24 protein-coding genes are annotated in these 15,975 nt (G+C 38.0%); 5 read left to right on the top strand and 19 right to left on the bottom strand.

Translation table 11 applies throughout. The features are described from left to right. Positions 1 to 136: 136 nt before the first annotated feature. The 8 genes from H6F45_RS21720 to H6F45_RS21685 all read right to left on the bottom strand — a co-directional run bounded on the left by H6F45_RS21720 (position 137) and on the right by H6F45_RS21685 (position 4,447). Positions 137 to 646, bottom strand: a complete 510-nt coding sequence (locus H6F45_RS21720) for a DUF177 domain-containing protein (RefSeq protein ID WP_137667974.1) — start codon at positions 644 to 646, stop codon at positions 137 to 139. A 250-nt stretch (positions 647 to 896) separates the two neighbouring features. Beyond that, positions 897 to 1,430: a R3H domain-containing nucleic acid-binding protein gene (locus tag H6F45_RS21715; protein ID WP_190348358.1), complete on the bottom strand. Its 534-nt coding sequence runs from the start codon at positions 1,428 to 1,430 to the stop codon at positions 897 to 899. A 2-nt stretch (positions 1,431 to 1,432) separates the two neighbouring features. Further along, a complete protein-coding gene (gene yidC / locus H6F45_RS21710; protein ID WP_096569200.1) occupies positions 1,433 to 2,584 on the bottom strand; it encodes a membrane protein insertase YidC in 1,152 nt (383 codons plus the stop codon). 82 nt (positions 2,585 to 2,666) lie between these two features. Continuing rightward, a complete protein-coding gene (locus tag H6F45_RS21705; protein ID WP_190348357.1) occupies positions 2,667 to 2,813 on the bottom strand; it encodes a hypothetical protein in 147 nt (48 codons plus the stop codon). Further along, a complete protein-coding gene (locus H6F45_RS21700) occupies positions 2,800 to 3,189 on the bottom strand; it encodes a PH domain-containing protein (protein WP_190348356.1) in 390 nt (129 codons plus the stop codon). Before H6F45_RS21700 ends, H6F45_RS21705 begins: the two co-directional genes overlap by 14 nt. Then, positions 3,176 to 3,598 carry a ribonuclease P protein component gene (gene rnpA / locus H6F45_RS21695; RefSeq protein ID WP_137667972.1) on the bottom strand — a complete coding sequence of 141 codons (423 nt, stop codon included), beginning with the start codon at positions 3,596 to 3,598 and terminating at the stop codon, positions 3,176 to 3,178. Before rnpA ends, H6F45_RS21700 begins: the two co-directional genes overlap by 14 nt. A 22-nt stretch (positions 3,599 to 3,620) precedes the next feature. Then, complete coding sequence (gene rpmH / locus H6F45_RS21690) at positions 3,621 to 3,755, bottom strand: 50S ribosomal protein L34 (protein ID WP_096569209.1); 135 nt, start codon at positions 3,753 to 3,755, stop codon at positions 3,621 to 3,623. A 185-nt stretch (positions 3,756 to 3,940) separates the two neighbouring features. Beyond that, complete coding sequence (locus H6F45_RS21685) at positions 3,941 to 4,447, bottom strand: DUF2808 domain-containing protein (RefSeq protein WP_190348355.1); 507 nt, start codon at positions 4,445 to 4,447, stop codon at positions 3,941 to 3,943. Positions 4,448 to 5,128: 681 nt separating this feature from the next. Here H6F45_RS21685 and H6F45_RS21680 point away from each other — a divergent pair. From H6F45_RS21680 to H6F45_RS21670, 3 genes are all read left to right on the top strand, one after another. Then, on the top strand, positions 5,129 to 6,283 hold the full coding sequence (locus H6F45_RS21680; protein WP_137667970.1) for a Re/Si-specific NAD(P)(+) transhydrogenase subunit alpha: 1,155 nt from the start codon (positions 5,129 to 5,131) through the stop codon (positions 6,281 to 6,283). A 170-nt stretch (positions 6,284 to 6,453) separates the two neighbouring features. Beyond that, entirely contained in the window at positions 6,454 to 6,747 is a 294-nt protein-coding gene (locus H6F45_RS21675) for an NAD(P) transhydrogenase subunit alpha (protein WP_096569218.1), read from the top strand. Continuing rightward, on the top strand, positions 6,744 to 8,147 hold the full coding sequence (locus H6F45_RS21670) for an NAD(P)(+) transhydrogenase (Re/Si-specific) subunit beta (protein ID WP_190348354.1): 1,404 nt from the start codon (positions 6,744 to 6,746) through the stop codon (positions 8,145 to 8,147). Before H6F45_RS21675 ends, H6F45_RS21670 begins: the two co-directional genes overlap by 4 nt. Positions 8,148 to 8,300: 153 nt before the next feature. Here H6F45_RS21670 and H6F45_RS21665 read toward each other — a convergent pair whose 3' ends face one another. The 6 genes from H6F45_RS21665 to H6F45_RS21640 all read right to left on the bottom strand — a co-directional run bounded on the left by H6F45_RS21665 (position 8,301) and on the right by H6F45_RS21640 (position 11,876). Further along, on the bottom strand, positions 8,301 to 8,675 hold the full coding sequence (locus H6F45_RS21665) for a type II toxin-antitoxin system PemK/MazF family toxin (RefSeq protein WP_028089797.1): 375 nt from the start codon (positions 8,673 to 8,675) through the stop codon (positions 8,301 to 8,303). After that, complete coding sequence (locus H6F45_RS21660; RefSeq protein WP_035371694.1) at positions 8,647 to 9,426, bottom strand: hypothetical protein; 780 nt, start codon at positions 9,424 to 9,426, stop codon at positions 8,647 to 8,649. Before H6F45_RS21660 ends, H6F45_RS21665 begins: the two co-directional genes overlap by 29 nt. 745 nt (positions 9,427 to 10,171) lie before the next feature. Continuing rightward, the gene (locus H6F45_RS21655) at positions 10,172 to 10,612 is read right to left on the bottom strand and encodes a PIN domain-containing protein (protein WP_190348353.1); all 441 of its coding nucleotides are present in this window, start codon (positions 10,610 to 10,612) and stop codon (positions 10,172 to 10,174) included. Continuing rightward, the gene (locus H6F45_RS21650) at positions 10,609 to 10,899 is read right to left on the bottom strand and encodes a hypothetical protein (protein ID WP_028089796.1); all 291 of its coding nucleotides are present in this window, start codon (positions 10,897 to 10,899) and stop codon (positions 10,609 to 10,611) included. The genes H6F45_RS21655 and H6F45_RS21650 overlap by 4 nt, the downstream gene beginning before the upstream one ends. Positions 10,900 to 11,271: 372 nt before the next feature. After that, positions 11,272 to 11,616, bottom strand: coding sequence for a type II toxin-antitoxin system PemK/MazF family toxin (locus tag H6F45_RS21645; RefSeq protein ID WP_137667964.1), 345 nt, complete (start codon positions 11,614 to 11,616; stop codon positions 11,272 to 11,274). Positions 11,617 to 11,633: 17 nt separating this feature from the next. Further along, a complete protein-coding gene (locus H6F45_RS21640) occupies positions 11,634 to 11,876 on the bottom strand; it encodes a hypothetical protein (RefSeq protein ID WP_137667963.1) in 243 nt (80 codons plus the stop codon). Between the two features lie 279 nt (positions 11,877 to 12,155). On the opposite strand from H6F45_RS21640, the gene H6F45_RS21635 reads away from it, so the two are divergent. Then, positions 12,156 to 12,377 (top strand): antitoxin family protein, encoded by a 222-nt coding sequence (locus tag H6F45_RS21635; protein ID WP_096668005.1) that lies wholly within the window; start codon positions 12,156 to 12,158, stop codon positions 12,375 to 12,377. Positions 12,378 to 12,380: 3 nt separating this feature from the next. Further along, positions 12,381 to 12,689 (top strand): DNA-binding protein, encoded by a 309-nt coding sequence (locus tag H6F45_RS21630; protein ID WP_199291105.1) that lies wholly within the window; start codon positions 12,381 to 12,383, stop codon positions 12,687 to 12,689. A gap of 160 nt (positions 12,690 to 12,849) precedes the next feature. Here the strand turns inward: H6F45_RS21630 and H6F45_RS21625 are convergent, their stop codons facing one another. The 5 genes from H6F45_RS21625 to H6F45_RS21605 form a co-directional block, all read right to left on the bottom strand. Then, positions 12,850 to 13,191, bottom strand: a complete 342-nt coding sequence (locus tag H6F45_RS21625; RefSeq protein WP_137667962.1) for a XisI protein — start codon at positions 13,189 to 13,191, stop codon at positions 12,850 to 12,852. Continuing rightward, positions 13,179 to 13,595: a XisH family protein gene (locus tag H6F45_RS21620; RefSeq protein ID WP_137667961.1), complete on the bottom strand. Its 417-nt coding sequence runs from the start codon at positions 13,593 to 13,595 to the stop codon at positions 13,179 to 13,181. Before H6F45_RS21620 ends, H6F45_RS21625 begins: the two co-directional genes overlap by 13 nt. A 302-nt stretch (positions 13,596 to 13,897) precedes the next feature. Beyond that, positions 13,898 to 14,707 carry a DUF3800 domain-containing protein gene (locus tag H6F45_RS21615; RefSeq protein WP_137667960.1) on the bottom strand — a complete coding sequence of 270 codons (810 nt, stop codon included), beginning with the start codon at positions 14,705 to 14,707 and terminating at the stop codon, positions 13,898 to 13,900. Between the two features lie 456 nt (positions 14,708 to 15,163). Beyond that, positions 15,164 to 15,613, bottom strand: coding sequence for a type II toxin-antitoxin system VapC family toxin (locus H6F45_RS21610; RefSeq protein ID WP_137667959.1), 450 nt, complete (start codon positions 15,611 to 15,613; stop codon positions 15,164 to 15,166). 6 nt (positions 15,614 to 15,619) lie between these two features. Then, positions 15,620 to 15,949, bottom strand: coding sequence for a hypothetical protein (locus H6F45_RS21605; RefSeq protein WP_137667958.1), 330 nt, complete (start codon positions 15,947 to 15,949; stop codon positions 15,620 to 15,622). Between the last annotated feature and the right edge of the window lie 26 nt (positions 15,950 to 15,975).

The raw sequence follows: 15,975 nt of genomic DNA, 5'->3' as shown, positions 1-15,975 counted from the left end.
CCGGAAAAAGTGTGCATTTTTTGGGATTTCAAGAGATGGCAAAGAAATTTTCAAATCTCCTCCTGACTCCTGACTCCTGACTCCTGACTCCTATGCCCTCACGGAAAGACTTTCTCAGCAACCCCTATATAGACCATTATTCAGGAAGTTGTTTTTTCAAACTTTCCAAAGCAGACCAACGTCTATCAACCTGCTTTTCAGCACCACCAGCAGCAGTATTATCTAAAATACCCGGACAATTGCGATCGCACAATTGACGTTGAGGAATAGCTAAACACATTTGCTCATACAGCCATTCACTAGGATAAAAATAACCATCAGGTGAAAGCGTTTCTACTAAATCTTCCATAGCAACTTCCCTTTCTAAAGGCAAGTCTTCAACTTGATTAGCATTAGCATCTAACCAAATAATTTCTTTAGTATTAACAGCCAAACGTTGATTATATTGCTGCAAACAGCGGTTACAGGTACAAGTAATAATTGATTCTGCCTGACCAGAAACTTCTAAATAATTACCCTGATGCTGGACGCGGATAGTTCCACGCACAGGGGTTAAAGTTTCCAGTCCAGGCAGAGACTCGTTAACTTGAATTTCCTCTGTCCGTTCCGGGGCTTTGGTTAGCTGCGGAATAAAAATAGCGTCCATTATGATGAGTGAGATATCCTCACAAAAAATTATGGTTAATGATCAGCAAAATTGCTGATAGCTGATATAGGAATTCAGGAGTCAGGAGGAGGCAGTGCGGTGGACGAGTTCCCCGGCATAAAGCAACTGCCGTTCAGGAGTAAGAATGTTTGATAAATTGGTAGATTATCAAAATAGGGAGTTTAGGCGCAAGCTTTAAAAAGCTGACTGCTGACTGCTGATAGCTGAATACTTATCTTTGATTTTAGCTTTAATAGCCAGGATCTGTTGGTGGTTCAGTCGCAGGACGAACTACTAAATTACGATGGGGTTCTTTACCACGGCTAAAGGTTTCCAAATCAGGAAATTCCTTTAAAAAGCTGTGAACTTGTCGCCTTTCCGCTGAACTGAGGGATCTAATTTCCACTTCTCGTCCAGAAAAACGCACTTCTTGAGCCGCAGTTCTAGCTAAAGCAGTTATTTCCGCTTGTCGTCTGACACGGTAGCCATTCAACTCAATGGTATAAGATGTCTGCTCATGTTCTGGCTGATGCAAATTTAGTACCGAATTAGCTAGATACTGCATAGCATCTAACACTGAACCACCAGCACCAATCAAAACTTTGATTTGTTCTGGCATCAAATTCGATTCATCAATAGTCAACCAATAGCTATCAGGTTCTTGAGAAACTGCCCCCAGAGTAGGAGCAGCCCCTAAATTACCCTTAACATTAGTAGAGATTCCAGTAAGTTGCAGCAATTGTGTTAACCATTGTTCACCACGCTGCATAGAAATTTCACTCATAATTAGCCTGTAGCCTTTTTCTTAGAACTTTTTGGTTCAAAGGGCAAAGCTTTAACCTCTACAGTTGCCGCTTGTTGTTCCTTTTCCTGGATAGCTACAATTTTTTGCAGTTCCTCTGGTAGAGGTTCGCGGGAAAGAATGTAGGTTTGCAGGGTTTGGAAAACGTTACCAATTACCATGTACATGAGTACACCAGCAGGTAGCGGGAAGAACAAAAACATTCCCGAAAAGATCACAGGTGTAATTTTATTAACTGTATCCTGTTGTGGATTACCACCACTGGAATTTTGCCCAGACAGCATTTGGCTAAAGTACAAGCTGATGCCAAAGAAGACTATCATGCCGACAATATCCCAGTGAACTACACCATCTGGATCTATTGCCCCTACCCTACCTAAAGCATCAATAAACAGAAATCCTTTATCTGCTGCCAGTCCGGGAATTGTGCCTTGTATTGTCACATCTCCAGGTTGTAAGGCTTCTATGTTGCCTTCGGCATCAATTTTAACTCTATCTTCTCCTTTGGTTATTTTCCATTCAGGAGTTAATTTAGTTTCTGGATGTTCTGCTAACAGAGCCTCAAAGGGTTTGCCCTCCAATGTTTGATATTGGATCTTTGTGTTTTCTCCCACCGCTAACTTATTACCACCGGGAAGAATAGCGGTAATTTTTGTGTGATCCCCATCAGCAATGTAGATGTTTTGGGGAGGAGTTGCAAAGGCTTGGGGTTGAATGCGTTCTATTTGTTCGGATGGAAAGATTTGCAAGTTAACGGAGTAGTTCACACCTGCAAATGGTGAACCCCGCAAAGTTGCAAACAGTGCTAGTAAAACTGGCATCTGTAACAGCAGGGGCAAACATCCAGCTAAGGGGTTGCCAAACTCTTTCTGAACATTCACCATTTCCTCTTGCTGCTTTTGCGGATCGTCTTTATAGCGTTCTTTAACTTCCGCCATCCGCTTTTGCATGAGAGGTTGCACTATTCGCATTCGGCGCATACTGCGAATAGAACCTGCACTCAGGGGATAGAGTGCAAACCGAATGATTAATGTTAAAGCAACGATCGCCAATCCATAGCTAGGAAAAAAACCATAGAAAAAGTCTATGATTGGCAGCATTACGTTGTTCGAGAGAAACCCGATACCAAAATCCATTATTCTAAATCCAACCCAAGGTACTGTAAACTGAACTGAATCTAATTTATCTAAATCGTGATTTATTAGCGACTATCATTGGCTACGGATAGCCGCACAATGGGGACTGGGGACTGGGGATTGGTGACTGGGGACTGGGGACTGGGAAGAAATATTTACCTTCTTTATCCTGACTCCTGACTCCTGACTCCTGCCTCCTGCCTCCTGCCTCCTGCCTACTTTTGAGCATCAGTATATTGGGGATTTTTAGCGGCGACTTTCTCACTTATATAATCATAAGTTTCCCGAAAATTGGGAATAGCCCGTATTTCTAACCGACTACCGTTTTTCAGGGTAAGTACCATATCTCCCCACAAACCTATGGCACGGGGAACTTTTACCACTTTGACTATTTCTGAATAAATTACGTCAGTGCGATCTCGTCCCATCCAACCACCCATCACAGCAACTCGCCGATCAGTGATTTTAAAACGTAACCATAACGCTCTAACTATCGCTCCAATAGTTAATGGTAAACCCACAACCGTTAGCCCAATCAATAAATTGAGAATCAAATCTCCAATATGGGGACCACCTTCATAATAAACTTCTTCACGAATACCCATTTATTACCTCTGCTTTTACCAACAACTGCTCTAATTCTTGCAGAAATTGTTGGCTTACGCACTCAGATTCTGCTGTCTTTGGCTTGACAATCACTACCAATCGCCATCCAGGTGATAACTTAGGCAATATTTGAGACAATGCGGCTGTAATTTGCCGTTTAATCCGATTGCGAACTACTGCTCTTTTACTGACTTTGGTGCTAATGGAAACGCCAATTTTTGTACTAGCTAAATCTTGACATTTAGTTAATTTTATGGTAGCAGCGTCATTATCACTAGAAGTTTCTTGTGGACGTGACGGTTTTAAAGCTCTCAAAGTGAAATGAGAGCTATGACACCGAATTCCTTCCCGGAAAACCGCCTGGAAATCCTTGCGGGATTTTAATCTATATGCTTTGGGCAAAGCCACAGCTTCTCTATTTGCTGGATGCCTAAACGCTTAAACGATGACGACCTTTTTTTCTTCTGGCTCTAATTACTCTTCTGCCAGTTGGGCTTTGCATTCTAGCACGAAAACCAGAGGTTCTCTTTCTCTTCCGACAAGTTCCACCCAATGTTCTTTGCATTTCTTTGTCCTCTTAGGCGATTTTCATAAAAAGTCACAATCTGTTATCTTACCACTTTACAGGCAATAAGAGTATATTTCTGGATACAGTTTCTAGTGATTGGTGACTGGTGATTGGGGACTGGTGATTGGGAAAATACAAATAATTTGCTACCTGTTACCTGTTACCTGTTACCTGTTCCCTTGTTAATTGATGCTGATGAGCCAAGTACCTAAGTAGCGCAACATTGGTACATCTCCAGGGGAGAGGACTTGACAGTTAAAATGGAACATTCCCCCAAAGGCAGGATTTTGCACGTTGGATAGCACTAACTCAACTTTACTACCTGCTGGTACTGGTTCTTCGGGAAATATCTCTATTATCCGTCCTTCTTTATTCCATTTAACTTCACTTAAAGGAACACCTTTTTCTTTGACTCTGACTTCAACTGCTTTTGGATCAAAACTGCCTTTGTAATAATCAGGGTAAGTAATGGCAAATTGAGCAACTGCCAATTTCATTTTTTTGGCGGGTAGTCTGAGTATATATCTATCCGTGGCGTTGGTTTGTCCACCAAAATCTAAACGGAAGGGTAGTTGATTTTCTCCCTTAACACCGCTAAATAGTGTAAAACCTTGTTGTGCCAAACTGACAGCCGGAAAAGTCGTTAATAAACAACCAGTTACAGCTAAAGCAGAAAGTAAACGTCGCATAGTTAGGCTTCCTCTAAATAAATATTATTTCTGAGTTCTCTGTAATCTTCAGTAACAGTCTTGTTAGTATTCTTAACTAAACTTTACTACTTTATACTTAATCATAGACGAAAAATGAACATAAAAGTGCCAAAAGTACATTTTTACTCTGAAGATGTGACAATCAGGCAAAAATAAGGCTTAATCCTATGGTGTGGGATGTGGGGTGTAAAGTTTTTCTTTGTTTGTGTTGCAGATTGTATAGAGATGTTGAGTAAAATAACATTTTTTTGATAAAAGTTGAAAAAAGTTTTTGCCGATCGCTCCTTAAATTACAATCAATCAATTGTTGAGACTCAACCTTTGTATATTCTGAATCCTGACAAAATCGTGCAGTTAAGTAGAAAATATCAAACTTACCCAATTTAAGTATGGCAGAAAGTAGAAATTAAATTGCACAATCCCGAAAATAATCTGAAGACATAGATATAACATCAAAAAATGCACATAAGATGTGCAGTAACCACAACAGTTGAGAACCATCTAGATCATATTTGCCAATAGCAAAAATGCTTTACACAAGGGTTCAAGACAAAGTTCATGGTTCATGTTGCATTAGTTGTATCAGTTTATTAAAGACGTACATCAATAAATAGCTAAAAATAGCTAACAAATATTAAGTATTTATCTCTAGGAGATTGCATGAAAATAGCAGTAGCTAAAGAAATAGAAGTTTGTGAACGTCGGGTATCATTAATTCCTGACATTGTAGCCAAATTAATCAAACAAGGATTAGAAATTTATGTAGAAACTGGTGCGGGAGAAAAAGCATTTTTTACTGACGCTGACTATGAAGCAGCAGGAGCGAAAATAATTAGTGATCCTGCTACATTATGGGGTGAAGCAGACATAATGTTAAAAGTCAGTCCACCCCAAGAAAGAGAAGATGGACGTTCTGAAATAGACTTACTCAAAACTGGATCTGTTTTAATCAGCTTTCTCAACCCATTAGGAAATCCCCAAATAGCGCAAAAATTAGCACAACGGCAAATTACAGCTTTAAGTATGGAATTAATCCCCCGTACTACCAGAGCGCAAAGCATGGATGCTTTATCTTCCCAAGCATCACTAGCAGGGTATAAAACCGTACTTTTGGCAGCAGCAGCATTACCAAAATATTTTCCGATGTTAACCACTGCTGCCGGTACTATTGCCCCTGCTAAAGTATTTATTATGGGTGCAGGTGTAGCAGGTTTACAGGCGATCGCCACTGCAAGAAGACTAGGAGCAGTAGTAGAAGCCTTTGATATTCGTCCAGCCGTCAAAGAAGAAGTACAAAGCTTAGGGGCGAAATTCGTCGAAGTTAAACTCGAAGAAGAAACTACAGCAGCAGGTGGTTACGCAAAGGAAATATCAGAAGACAGCAAAAAACGCACCCAAGAATTAGTTGCTGAACACGTCAAAAATTCCGATGTAGTCATTACCACCGCCCAAGTACCAGGCAGAAAAGCACCCATCCTAGTTACAGAAGAGATGGTAAAAGCCATGAAACCCGGTTCTGTAATAGTAGACTTAGCAGCAGAACAGGGTGGAAACTGTGCTTGTACCGCACCGGGTAAGGATATTGTTTGGAACGGTGTAACAATTATTGGACCAATTAATTTACCTTCATCCATGCCTGTACACGCTAGTCAATTGTACTCTAAAAATATTACTGCATTAATGCAGTTATTGATTAAAGATAAAACGTTACAGGTTAATTTTGCCGATGATATTGTTGATGCTGCTTGTGTTACTTATGGTGGTGAAATTAGAAATCAACGGGTGAAGGATGCTTTGCAAGCTGTTGTGGTTTAGTTTTGAGGATTTTTTAGGAACGAACCGCAAAGAACGCAAAGTACACGTTCACCGAAGGTATTCCCGAAGGGTAGGAAAGAGTGTTAGAGAGAGATTTTCCGTTTGTTCTCTAAATTCTCTCTGCGCCTCTGCGTCTCTGCGTGAGCTAACAATTTAACATCTTAAATAACATGAATGAAACTTTACTAGCGGCTTTATTTGTGCTTGTTTTGGCTTCTTTTATCGGCTTTGAAGTCATTAACAAAGTTCCCCCGACTCTTCACACTCCTTTGATGTCGGGTTCTAATGCTATCTCTGGCATTTCGGTAATAGGTGCAATTCTCGCTGCGGGGGAAAGAAACACCAATTTATCAGTAATTCTCGGTTTAATTGCGGTGATATTGGCAATGGTTAACGTTGTCGGTGGTTTTTTGGTTACAGACAGAATGCTGCAAATGTTTAAAAAGAAGGATGTTAAAGCATGAATACTTTTATCCCTACTGGGATTCAGCTAACTTATTTAGTAGCTGCATCTTTATTTATCTTTGGTTTAAAAAAGCTCGGTTCTCCGGCAACTGCACGCAATGGTAATGTGATTGCTGCGGTGGGAATGTTATTAGCTGTGGTTGCCACTTTATTAGATCAGCACGTATTAAATTACGAGATGATCTTAGTGGGTTTAGTCATTGGTTCTATTATTGGGGCTGTGGCAGCTTACAAAGTGCAAATGACGGAAATGCCCCAAATGGTTGGTTTACTCAATGGTTTGGGTGGTGCATCTTCCGCACTGGTAGCAGTTGCCGAATTTTGGCGGTTGTTAGATGCTTCTCAACCTATCCCCCTCGATATCAATATATCTATGTTATTGGATGTGTTGATCGGTGGTGTGACGTTTACGGGTAGTTTTCTGGCTTTTGCTAAGTTGCAAGGTTTGGTTAGTGGTACTCCTATTACCTTTCCTTTGCAGCAACCTGTTAACCTCTTGCTTTTAGGTACATACTTGGCTGGAAGTGCTTATTTAATCATCTCACCGGATAGTTTACCCGTGTTTTTAGCAGTGGTAGCGGTTTCCTTGGTGTTAGGGGTGATGTTTGTATTACCCATTGGTGGCGGTGATATGCCGGTGGTGATTTCGTTGTTAAACTCTTTATCAGGTGTTGCTGCTGCGGCTGCGGGATTTGTGGTGATGAACAATATGTTAATCATCGCCGGTGCTTTGGTGGGTGCTTCGGGTATCATCCTTACAGAAATTATGTGTAAGGCCATGAACCGGTCGTTATTCAGTGTGTTATTTAGTGCTTTTGGTTCTGTAACTACTGCCAGTGGTGGAGGTGCTGCGGGTACAAGTAATCAAACTGTTCGCAGTATAGATCCTGAAGAAGGGGCGATGATGTTAGGTTATGCCCGTTCTGTGGTGATTGTACCAGGTTATGGGATGGCAGTTGCTCAAGCACAGCATAGTGTCCGGGAGTTGGCGGATCAACTAGAACGCATGGGTGTGGATGTGAAATATGCGATACATCCGGTTGCGGGGAGAATGCCGGGACACATGAACGTATTATTGGCGGAAGCTAATGTACCTTATACGCAGTTATATGATATGGAGGATATTAATCCCCAGTTTGAACAGGCTGATGTAGCGTTAGTAATTGGTGCTAATGATGTGGTAAATCCTGCGGCGCGTAGTGATGCGAGTAGTCCGATATATGGGATGCCAATTTTAGAGGTTGATCGGGCGAAGCAAACTATTGTGATTAAGCGCGGTATGAGTGCGGGTTTTGCTGGTGTGGATAATGAGTTGTTTTATAAGGATAAGACGACTATGTTGTTTGGTAGTGCTAAGGATATGGTGGCTAAGTTGGTTAGTGAGGTGAAGCAACTGTAAAAAATAGTTTTAGATATTTAACTTGCCTTGGGTTTTGATATTCCTGTGGCAAGTTTACTAGGCAATTACTATGAGCTTATCTGGCTAACGCACAATTTAAAACGGCTATTAGTATTTTACTAATTGCTTTTACCCTAAGCCATTACAACAATTTTAATCTGTTTGAGGATAAGGAATTATTGACGATAATATACTAATTACTTCAGTAACAAATTCAACTGAAACTTTTTCAATAAATTTAGCTTTTCTTGCTTTCCAGTCAACACTTTTAATATGATCTGCTAAAACAAAACCTGTAGTGTTTATACCGTTAGGTACAGGAACTTCAAAAGCATAACCTTTTGTACTGTTAGTTATTGGGCAAACTATAGCAAGACCGAAATCATTATATATCATAGGAGAAATAATTAAAGCGGGGCGATTACCAGCTTGTTCATGACCCGCTTGAGGGTCGAAATATAGCCATACAATATCGCCCCGATCTGGTACATAGACATTACTACCAGACTTCCTTACCGATTGGTTCACCCCAGTCACTTTCACCATGAGAATTGTTAGGAGTCATTTTTGCTAAGAACTCCTCCAAATTATACCTCTTACATAGTGCTTTTGCCTGGTAACTAGGATTATTGTCAGAGTTATTAGAAACTATTTGCTCATATTTATTTATTAAGTGAGGCAAACGTACATTTACATCAGAATCACTTAATACATGAAAAAGAGAACTCTTGAATTTCAAAAATGAATCTTCGTGTTTTTCGCAAATAGCTTGAGAAATACCAAATTCAGATAAAGAATATCGTCTTTGAGACAATAATTCTTTGATATAACCAAACAAAATTAAGTCTTGAAGCTTATCAGTGAGATAGTTCCAGTAGTTCTCTACGATTCTAGATTGAACATAATTAATTTCCGAAACTCTTTCTATAAACTTCTGAAAAGCCATGTCCAAGAATTTTTTTTCAAGGACGTAACTACGTTTTGATTTATTTTCAGAATCATCAGCAGGAATACGTTCAGCAAGCTCCTTGATTTGTGAACCTGTGATACAAAGCTGTTCTTGAAGCTCGACCAAAATCATAAATTCTTGGAGAGCCTCAGAGAGCTTAGATTTTACTTGATCTATGTTTATGCCTTGACGTTGTGCAATATTTCCAAGAAATTCATAAAATTCAGCATTGGAAGAGTCACAGGCTAAACACTGCTCTAAAAATGATTGAGCTTCTTCAAGCCGAAATTCTTCAAAATAATCAGGTTTGATAGCCTCTAGGATACTCATTTGCAACACCTACGCTGAAAAAGCGCATTATTGTTTTAGTCTGTTTTACCTTGTTCCACTTTATCCTAGCTTGTCTTACGCTAAATATCAAGACTACTGAATATAAAAATACCATATTTACCTAAGTAGGCGTTTCCTTCTTCCTGTACGTGAAGTCAAACGATGATGTTCAGGATTTGATTGTAATATTTGGGGGAGTAATTGCGATCTTTCTCCTCTTCCTTCGTGTTCTTTGCGTCTTCGTGGTTCGTTAAAAAAGGATGCTGGGGAAAATGTGCGATCCTCTGTGTCCTATGTGTCTCTGTGGTTCGTTAAAAAAAGAATGTTTGGGAAGTTGAGGGGGTGCGATCGCTATTTGGGAAGTTGGAGGGGTGGGATCGCTCTTACTCTGTGTTCTCTGTGTCTCTGTGGTTCGTTTCAAAAGAGATGTTGGGAAGTTGAAGGAGTGCGATCGCTCTTTCTGTGTGTTCTCTGTGTCTCTGTGGTTCGTTAAAAAAAGAATGTTTTGGAAGTTGAAGAGGTGCGTTAGCGTTAGCTTACCGAAGGTATCGCTATTTTGGGAAGTTGGAGGGGTGCGTTAGCGAAGCTTACCGAAGGTATCGCTGTTTGGGAAGTTGGAGGAAGTGCGTTAGCGAAGCTTACCGAAGGTATCGCTGTTTGGAAGTTGAAGGGATGCGTTAGCGTTAGCTTACCGAAGGTATCGCTGTTTGGGAGTTGAGGGGGTGCGATCGCACTTTCAATATAATTAAACAACACTACGCGGATCAACAACTACAATATCTGCAAACCGCTTAAAATCATCAACATTAAATGTTAATAAATGTGTGATATTATGAGCTAAAATAGCTGCTACTAAACGAGCATCATGTACCTGTTTTCCCATCACTTGATATTTAATCACAAGAGATTCCCACTCAGTAAAAATTTGTGGTGTGTCCAATTCCAATATAAATATCTTTTTAAGTTTTTCGCTTTCTTCTTCAGCTTGAGTAATAGATAAACCTAACCCATTTTTATCCAGAGGTCTTGTAGCAACAGCCCAAAATTCAATTATATTTTGGGGAATAATACATAAAAAATTACCTTGCTTTTTGAGCGTTACAATTGCCCTTTGAGTATCAAGGTGCATAGGACTATTTTTTTGTACTAAACGCAGTAAAATATTAGTATCTACCAGATATTTCATAACATTTCATCTTCTCTGGTATAAATACTATCTCGACTAATAGCTGCATCTGAAAGTGGTGGTGCTACAGCAAAAGCAGGACTATTGATTAAATTCATTAGTGCTGTTTCCCAATCTTCCTCATTTGTTACTTGAGAAAAAGATTTTTCCTCTTGATTTTTCAAACTATCTTCAATTAAAGATTCAAGATAAGATTCAATTGATAAACCTTGTTTATTAGCTTGGGTAATCAGACGATCTTCTATTTCTGGTTTCAATTGTAGCTGTATAGTTTTATATTGTTTCATATTCTTAGATTCTAGTTAATTAATATCAAGTAAAACTTATGATTAACTTGATCTATTAAAAGTATATCAGATTTAAACACCGAAGGTATCGCTTTTGGGGAAGTTGAAGGGGGTGCGTTAGCGTTCGCGTAGCGTCTCGTAGAGATAGCTTACCGAAGGTATCGCTTTTTGGGAAGTTGGAGGGAGTGCGTTAGCGTTCGCGTAGCGTCTCGTAGAGATAGCTTACCGAAGGTATCGCTGTTTGGGAAGTTGAGGGGAGGCGATCACTTTTTGGGAAGTTGAAGGGGTGCGTTAGCGTTCGCGTAGCGTCTCGTAGAGATAGCTTACCGAAGGTATCGCTTTTGGTGAGGTTGAAGAGGTGCGATCGCAATTTTACAGAGAAAGACTTAATACCACAGCTAATGCTTCAGAAATCATCTGCATTTCCGATTGAGAAAGCTGGCCTAATTTTCTTATTAATCGTGTTTCCGAAACCGAACGAATTTGAAAAGTATCAACACCAGAAACTTTTGCCAAACTATTCTCAGTTGATGGTTCTAATTTTACCATCCAAGGTCTAATAGAATACCGTTCTTTCCAATCTGTAACTGGAACAATAACCTTCAAAGGTAAAATCCCAATTGCATCATCATTAACTATAATACAAGGACGTTTTTTACTAATTTCTGTTCCTACAGTGGGATCTAAATTAACTAACCAAACTTCACCTCTATACATAATTTTAATAACTTATTTTAATCTTCATCTGGATATTCATAAAAATCTTCTCCATCTAAATCAGAGAAAACAACTAATTCACCATCATTTGCATAATCTTCAATAGCTGTAATTGCTGCTAACACTAATTGACGTTTTTGTTGTTCCTTTGTTAAAAATTCTTGTTGTTGATTAACTAAATGTAAAGCAAATTCAGCAATTTGTAACCTTTCATTGATACTGAGATTTGGTAAAGATTGAAGAATTGCTTGCGTTTCCATATTAATTTATCTAACTTTGTTTTTAACTAATATTTTGTTTATTATATCATAAGTTGAGTAATAGAAGTAGTGGCTTAAAAAATAGATGTTTGGGGGAGTTGAAGGAGTGCGTTAGCGTTCGCGTAGCGTCTCGTAGAGATAGCTTACCGAAGGTATCGCTTTTGGGTGGTTTGAGGGGATGCGATAGCGAAGCACCAAGCAAAAGCATCGCTGTTTGAGGATGATGGGATTTAGGAGATAGTGCTATAATTTAAATAATCAAATTCCAAGATAAATTATATGCCAGTAGAAGCCATTTATGAACAAGGAACATTAAGACTATCACAACCGATAAAACTAGCAGAAGGAAGTAAAGTACAAGTAATTATCATTCCTCTAGAATCTAATTATCAACAGAAAAAAACATTAGAAATTTTGCAAGAGATTGCTGAACTTCCTTTAGAGGGGAAAACAGATCCTTTTGATGGTAAAGATCACGATCAAGTTTTATATTGTCAATAGTTTATGATTTTTGTAGATATGGGTGCTTGGTTTGCTAGTGTTGTTCCTTCAGATTCCAACCATAAAAACGCTATTTTATGGTTAACTAATAATACAGATTCTTTAGTAACAACTGATTATGTAATTGATGAAACATTAACTTTATTAAGAGCAAGAGGAGAAGCAAAAAGAGCAATTATTTTAGGTGAAGCTTTCTTCTCAGGTAAATTAGCAACTATATATTATTTAACAGAAGAAGATATTCGCCTAACTTGGCAGCTTTTTTGTAGTTATCATGGAAAAGTTAGATATTATCCAAGCATTTTCATTTGATTATCATTTTCGTCAATTTGGTATTTTTCAAGTCGTTCCGTAATGTATCGCTGTTTGGAAAGTTGAAGGGGGTGCGTTAGCGAAGCTTACCGAAGGTATCGCTTTTGGTGAGGTTGAGAGGTGCGATCGCATAGGTTATTGTAGGCGATCGCTATAATATTTAAGCAATAGCAAATTCAGTATATTTCCTTTCATCAGGAGGATGAAAAGCTAAAACAATATCAAGATTAGAAATACCTAACCTCATCAACTCATTAGCTATTCCTTCCTCAGTCCAATCTTCTTCAATCCAAATTTTATCATTTTTAATTCTGACATTAACTTGAATTTTATTTGTTCTTTTCTTCCCATCCCAACCCAAAAAACACCAAATGTAGTGATAGTTATTATCATCAAAAACCAAACAACTTTCATCAGTTAAATTTGTTGCACCAGAAACCCAATTATGATATTCTGTGAGAACTTGTTTAATTGCTATTTGATATTTTTCTACTTTATCCATTGTAATATTTCCTCCTTTTCTACATTCACGACAATGATCAAAATTTGATTTAATTGGACAATCTCTTTAATTGAATCTCTTGTAAAAAAGTTTTGATATGTACTTTCTTTAATAGCCAAATAAATTGTATAGTCTGGTTCTGTGAGAGTAATTAAATTACGATATAAAATATATTGCCCTAAAGCTATTTCAAAATCTCTCATGGGAGAAGGACTAAGAAAACTCTTAATTTCAACAATTATTTTCCGTCCACTTTGTTCTGCTGCAATCGGTTTTTCTGCGGATAGATCAGCGAACAATTCAGCATCTTTATACTTGATTTTATAAGGATCAGCCGTAATTGTCCAACCATCTTTAATTAAAGCGTTTTTAACAGCATCGTGGTAAATATCTTTTGCTGGCATTGTTTTTTTGATAATATTGAGTGAACACTCATTAATCTTAATAGTACAATTATATCATATACTCAGGCGTTAGCGTTCGCATAGCGTCTCAAAGAGATAGCTTACCGAAGGTATCGCTTTTAGTGAGGTTTGAGGGGTGCGTTAGCGAAGCTTACCGAAGGTATCGCTTTACCAAAACAATAAAAACCTCAATCAGATATTGACAATTAATAAATCAGAAGATAATATAAAGGTAGGCATAGCCTGGGGGTAGTCGTATGACTGCCGCATCATAAACCGCTCGCGTAGCGGTTTTGTTGTTTTTAGGGGCTATCAAAGCAATAATACTTAATTCCCAAAGTAGTAACTTGATCCTGTTGTAACCTACAGTCCACAAGCAAGTTAGCATTTTTAAGAGCTAAAAACGCTTGATTATCAGGACTATCTTTACTACGCACAACTGGATACAAACATAAATCAGCAATTTGCATAACAGAACTAGCTTTTGTTTTGCTGTCTATTCCTCTTAACAATTTTGATAAATCATCAGCAGATAAAGGTGAATATTTATCAGATGTTGTAACATTAAAAGGTTGACCTTTAGCTCTTAAATCGTAAAAATATTGTTTTAGCAGATTATCTTCATTTTTACCTGCTGCTTCAAAATAAACCATTAAACTACCATTATTAATAGCTGCATATTTAGCACTACGTTCTATTAAAATAGAAAAGGCACTTTTCATCATTTCCCAAGTATTTTCACCATACTTTTCTAAGTAACGATTGAGATATCCTTGACGAGAGATAACACAAGCATGAACAACTATAGGACAACTAATTATAGTTTGTGTCAAATCTTCCAAAAATTGCTGCTGTTCAACCTTAGATAATTTACCTAACCAAGCAAATCCTTTTTTCTTAGAGCGTATTTCGTTACCATGTAAAGGTTGTTCTTGACTAATATTCCAACGATTTTTAAAATCTAGTACCAATTGATTAATAATTTGTTCATCACTTCTTTTAATTAAAACTCCACTCATAGCAAAAACAGGACATTCATCTTTAGGATTTGGTTTTGCACTACCAGATTCATCAATATATATAGCAAATTTAATATTATCTTGTTGATTCATTTTCTAATTTTGTTACATTTAATAAATTTCCTAATAGTATTACATATTTTAATGGCAAAAAGGGATACTTGACTGGAAAATGTAAAATTCGCTCTTTCTTCTCTTCTTCCTTCGTGTTCTTCGCGTCTACCCTTCGGGAACACCTTCGGTGAACGTGGTTCGTTAAAAAAGGATACTGGGTAAAAGTGCGATCCTTTGCGTCTTTGCTCCTTTGCGACTTTGCGCGAAACTCTCTGCGTTCTCTGCGTCTCTGCGTGAGATAAAAAAGGGATATTTAGAAGTTGAGGAGGTGCGTTAGCGAAGCTTACCGAAGGTATCGCTTTTGGGGAGGTTGAAGGGAGTGCGTTAGCGAAGCTTACCGAAGGTATCGCTTTTTGGGAAGTTGAAGGGGTGCGTTAGCGAAGCTTACCGAAGGTATCGCTTTTGGTGAGGTTGGAGGGAGTGCGATCGCACATTTTAAATTTCTCCCCATTCCCTAGCATCAATAAAAATAGAAAGATGCTTTTTATTACTCGTGGCAATAATTACCTCATGTCCATAATTAGCAACTAAAATAGATTGGGCAGCTAAAATAACATCACCATCCAAAGCTTTATTATCTGCTGTAGATTTACCTTTATTTCTCGCTTCAGCCCATAATTCTGCTGCTTTTAACATCACTTCTGTGGTAATAGGAAGATAAATAATTTCTGCTTTTATTTGATTCAGTTTTCTAATTCCTGATAACTTATTTGCCCTCAATAATTCCCGTCTAATTTCATAATCTATAATTTCTGGTAAAATTACCTCATAACCTCTTTCAAAAAGACTATAAAACCATTCTTGACATTGCACAGCTAGAGGATTTGCTTTAGGATTAGTAATTAATCCCACAGGTGCAGAATCTAAAACAATAACCTTACTCATTTTATTTTAAATTGAAATACTATTCATAGATTCAATAATTTCTAAATTTTCTTGTTGTTCTTGTTGATCATCTGATTCATTCCATGACTCAAACAATCTTTTAATATTATTTTTTCTATCTTCTTTTTTAATTGCATCACTTTCATTAATTTCATTAATAGCATTTTCCCAGTTCTTTAAAGATGTCTGTTTCATCGTCACACTTTGACGAAATAACCGGACAATTTGTAGTAATTCTGGTATGTATTCTTCTGGAGTATGTTCAATTTCTAGTAATAAATCATTGCGGGGTTTCGTTGATGATTTATCTGTAATGGATTGGTGATTGTTAATCATAAAATCCTAGATTTTATTATTTTGGT

The organism is Sphaerospermopsis sp. FACHB-1194 (genome assembly GCF_014696235.1).
Classification (GTDB): Bacteria; Cyanobacteriota; Cyanobacteriia; order Cyanobacteriales; family Nostocaceae; genus Sphaerospermopsis; species Sphaerospermopsis kisseleviana.
Note: the sequence above shows the minus strand (reverse complement) of the source record. Positions and strands in the feature narration are given on the sequence as shown.

Coding starts and splice junctions, on each gene's coding strand:
- H6F45_RS21720 (WP_137667974.1), bottom strand. CDS start 646: ATGGACGCTATTTTTATTCCGCAGCTAACCAAAGCCCCGGAACGGACA.
- H6F45_RS21715 (WP_190348358.1), bottom strand. CDS start 1,430: ATGAGTGAAATTTCTATGCAGCGTGGTGAACAATGGTTAACACAATTG.
- yidC (WP_096569200.1), bottom strand. CDS start 2,584: ATGGATTTTGGTATCGGGTTTCTCTCGAACAACGTAATGCTGCCAATC.
- H6F45_RS21705 (WP_190348357.1), bottom strand. CDS start 2,813: ATGCTCAAAAGTAGGCAGGAGGCAGGAGGCAGGAGGCAGGAGTCAGGA.
- H6F45_RS21700 (WP_190348356.1), bottom strand. CDS start 3,189: ATGGGTATTCGTGAAGAAGTTTATTATGAAGGTGGTCCCCATATTGGA.
- rpmH (WP_096569209.1), bottom strand. CDS start 3,755: ATGCAAAGAACATTGGGTGGAACTTGTCGGAAGAGAAAGAGAACCTCT.
- H6F45_RS21685 (WP_190348355.1), bottom strand. CDS start 4,447: ATGCGACGTTTACTTTCTGCTTTAGCTGTAACTGGTTGTTTATTAACG.
- H6F45_RS21680 (WP_137667970.1), top strand. CDS start 5,129: ATGAAAATAGCAGTAGCTAAAGAAATAGAAGTTTGTGAACGTCGGGTA.
- H6F45_RS21675 (WP_096569218.1), top strand. CDS start 6,454: ATGAATGAAACTTTACTAGCGGCTTTATTTGTGCTTGTTTTGGCTTCT.
- H6F45_RS21670 (WP_190348354.1), top strand. CDS start 6,744: ATGAATACTTTTATCCCTACTGGGATTCAGCTAACTTATTTAGTAGCT.
- H6F45_RS21660 (WP_035371694.1), bottom strand. CDS start 9,426: ATGAGTATCCTAGAGGCTATCAAACCTGATTATTTTGAAGAATTTCGG.
- H6F45_RS21655 (WP_190348353.1), bottom strand. CDS start 10,612: ATGAAATATCTGGTAGATACTAATATTTTACTGCGTTTAGTACAAAAA.
- H6F45_RS21650 (WP_028089796.1), bottom strand. CDS start 10,899: ATGAAACAATATAAAACTATACAGCTACAATTGAAACCAGAAATAGAA.
- H6F45_RS21645 (WP_137667964.1), bottom strand. CDS start 11,616: ATGTATAGAGGTGAAGTTTGGTTAGTTAATTTAGATCCCACTGTAGGA.
- H6F45_RS21640 (WP_137667963.1), bottom strand. CDS start 11,876: ATGGAAACGCAAGCAATTCTTCAATCTTTACCAAATCTCAGTATCAAT.
- H6F45_RS21635 (WP_096668005.1), top strand. CDS start 12,156: ATGCCAGTAGAAGCCATTTATGAACAAGGAACATTAAGACTATCACAA.
- H6F45_RS21630 (WP_199291105.1), top strand. CDS start 12,381: ATGATTTTTGTAGATATGGGTGCTTGGTTTGCTAGTGTTGTTCCTTCA.
- H6F45_RS21625 (WP_137667962.1), bottom strand. CDS start 13,191: ATGGATAAAGTAGAAAAATATCAAATAGCAATTAAACAAGTTCTCACA.
- H6F45_RS21620 (WP_137667961.1), bottom strand. CDS start 13,595: ATGCCAGCAAAAGATATTTACCACGATGCTGTTAAAAACGCTTTAATT.
- H6F45_RS21615 (WP_137667960.1), bottom strand. CDS start 14,707: ATGAATCAACAAGATAATATTAAATTTGCTATATATATTGATGAATCT.
- H6F45_RS21610 (WP_137667959.1), bottom strand. CDS start 15,613: ATGAGTAAGGTTATTGTTTTAGATTCTGCACCTGTGGGATTAATTACT.
- H6F45_RS21605 (WP_137667958.1), bottom strand. CDS start 15,949: ATGATTAACAATCACCAATCCATTACAGATAAATCATCAACGAAACCC.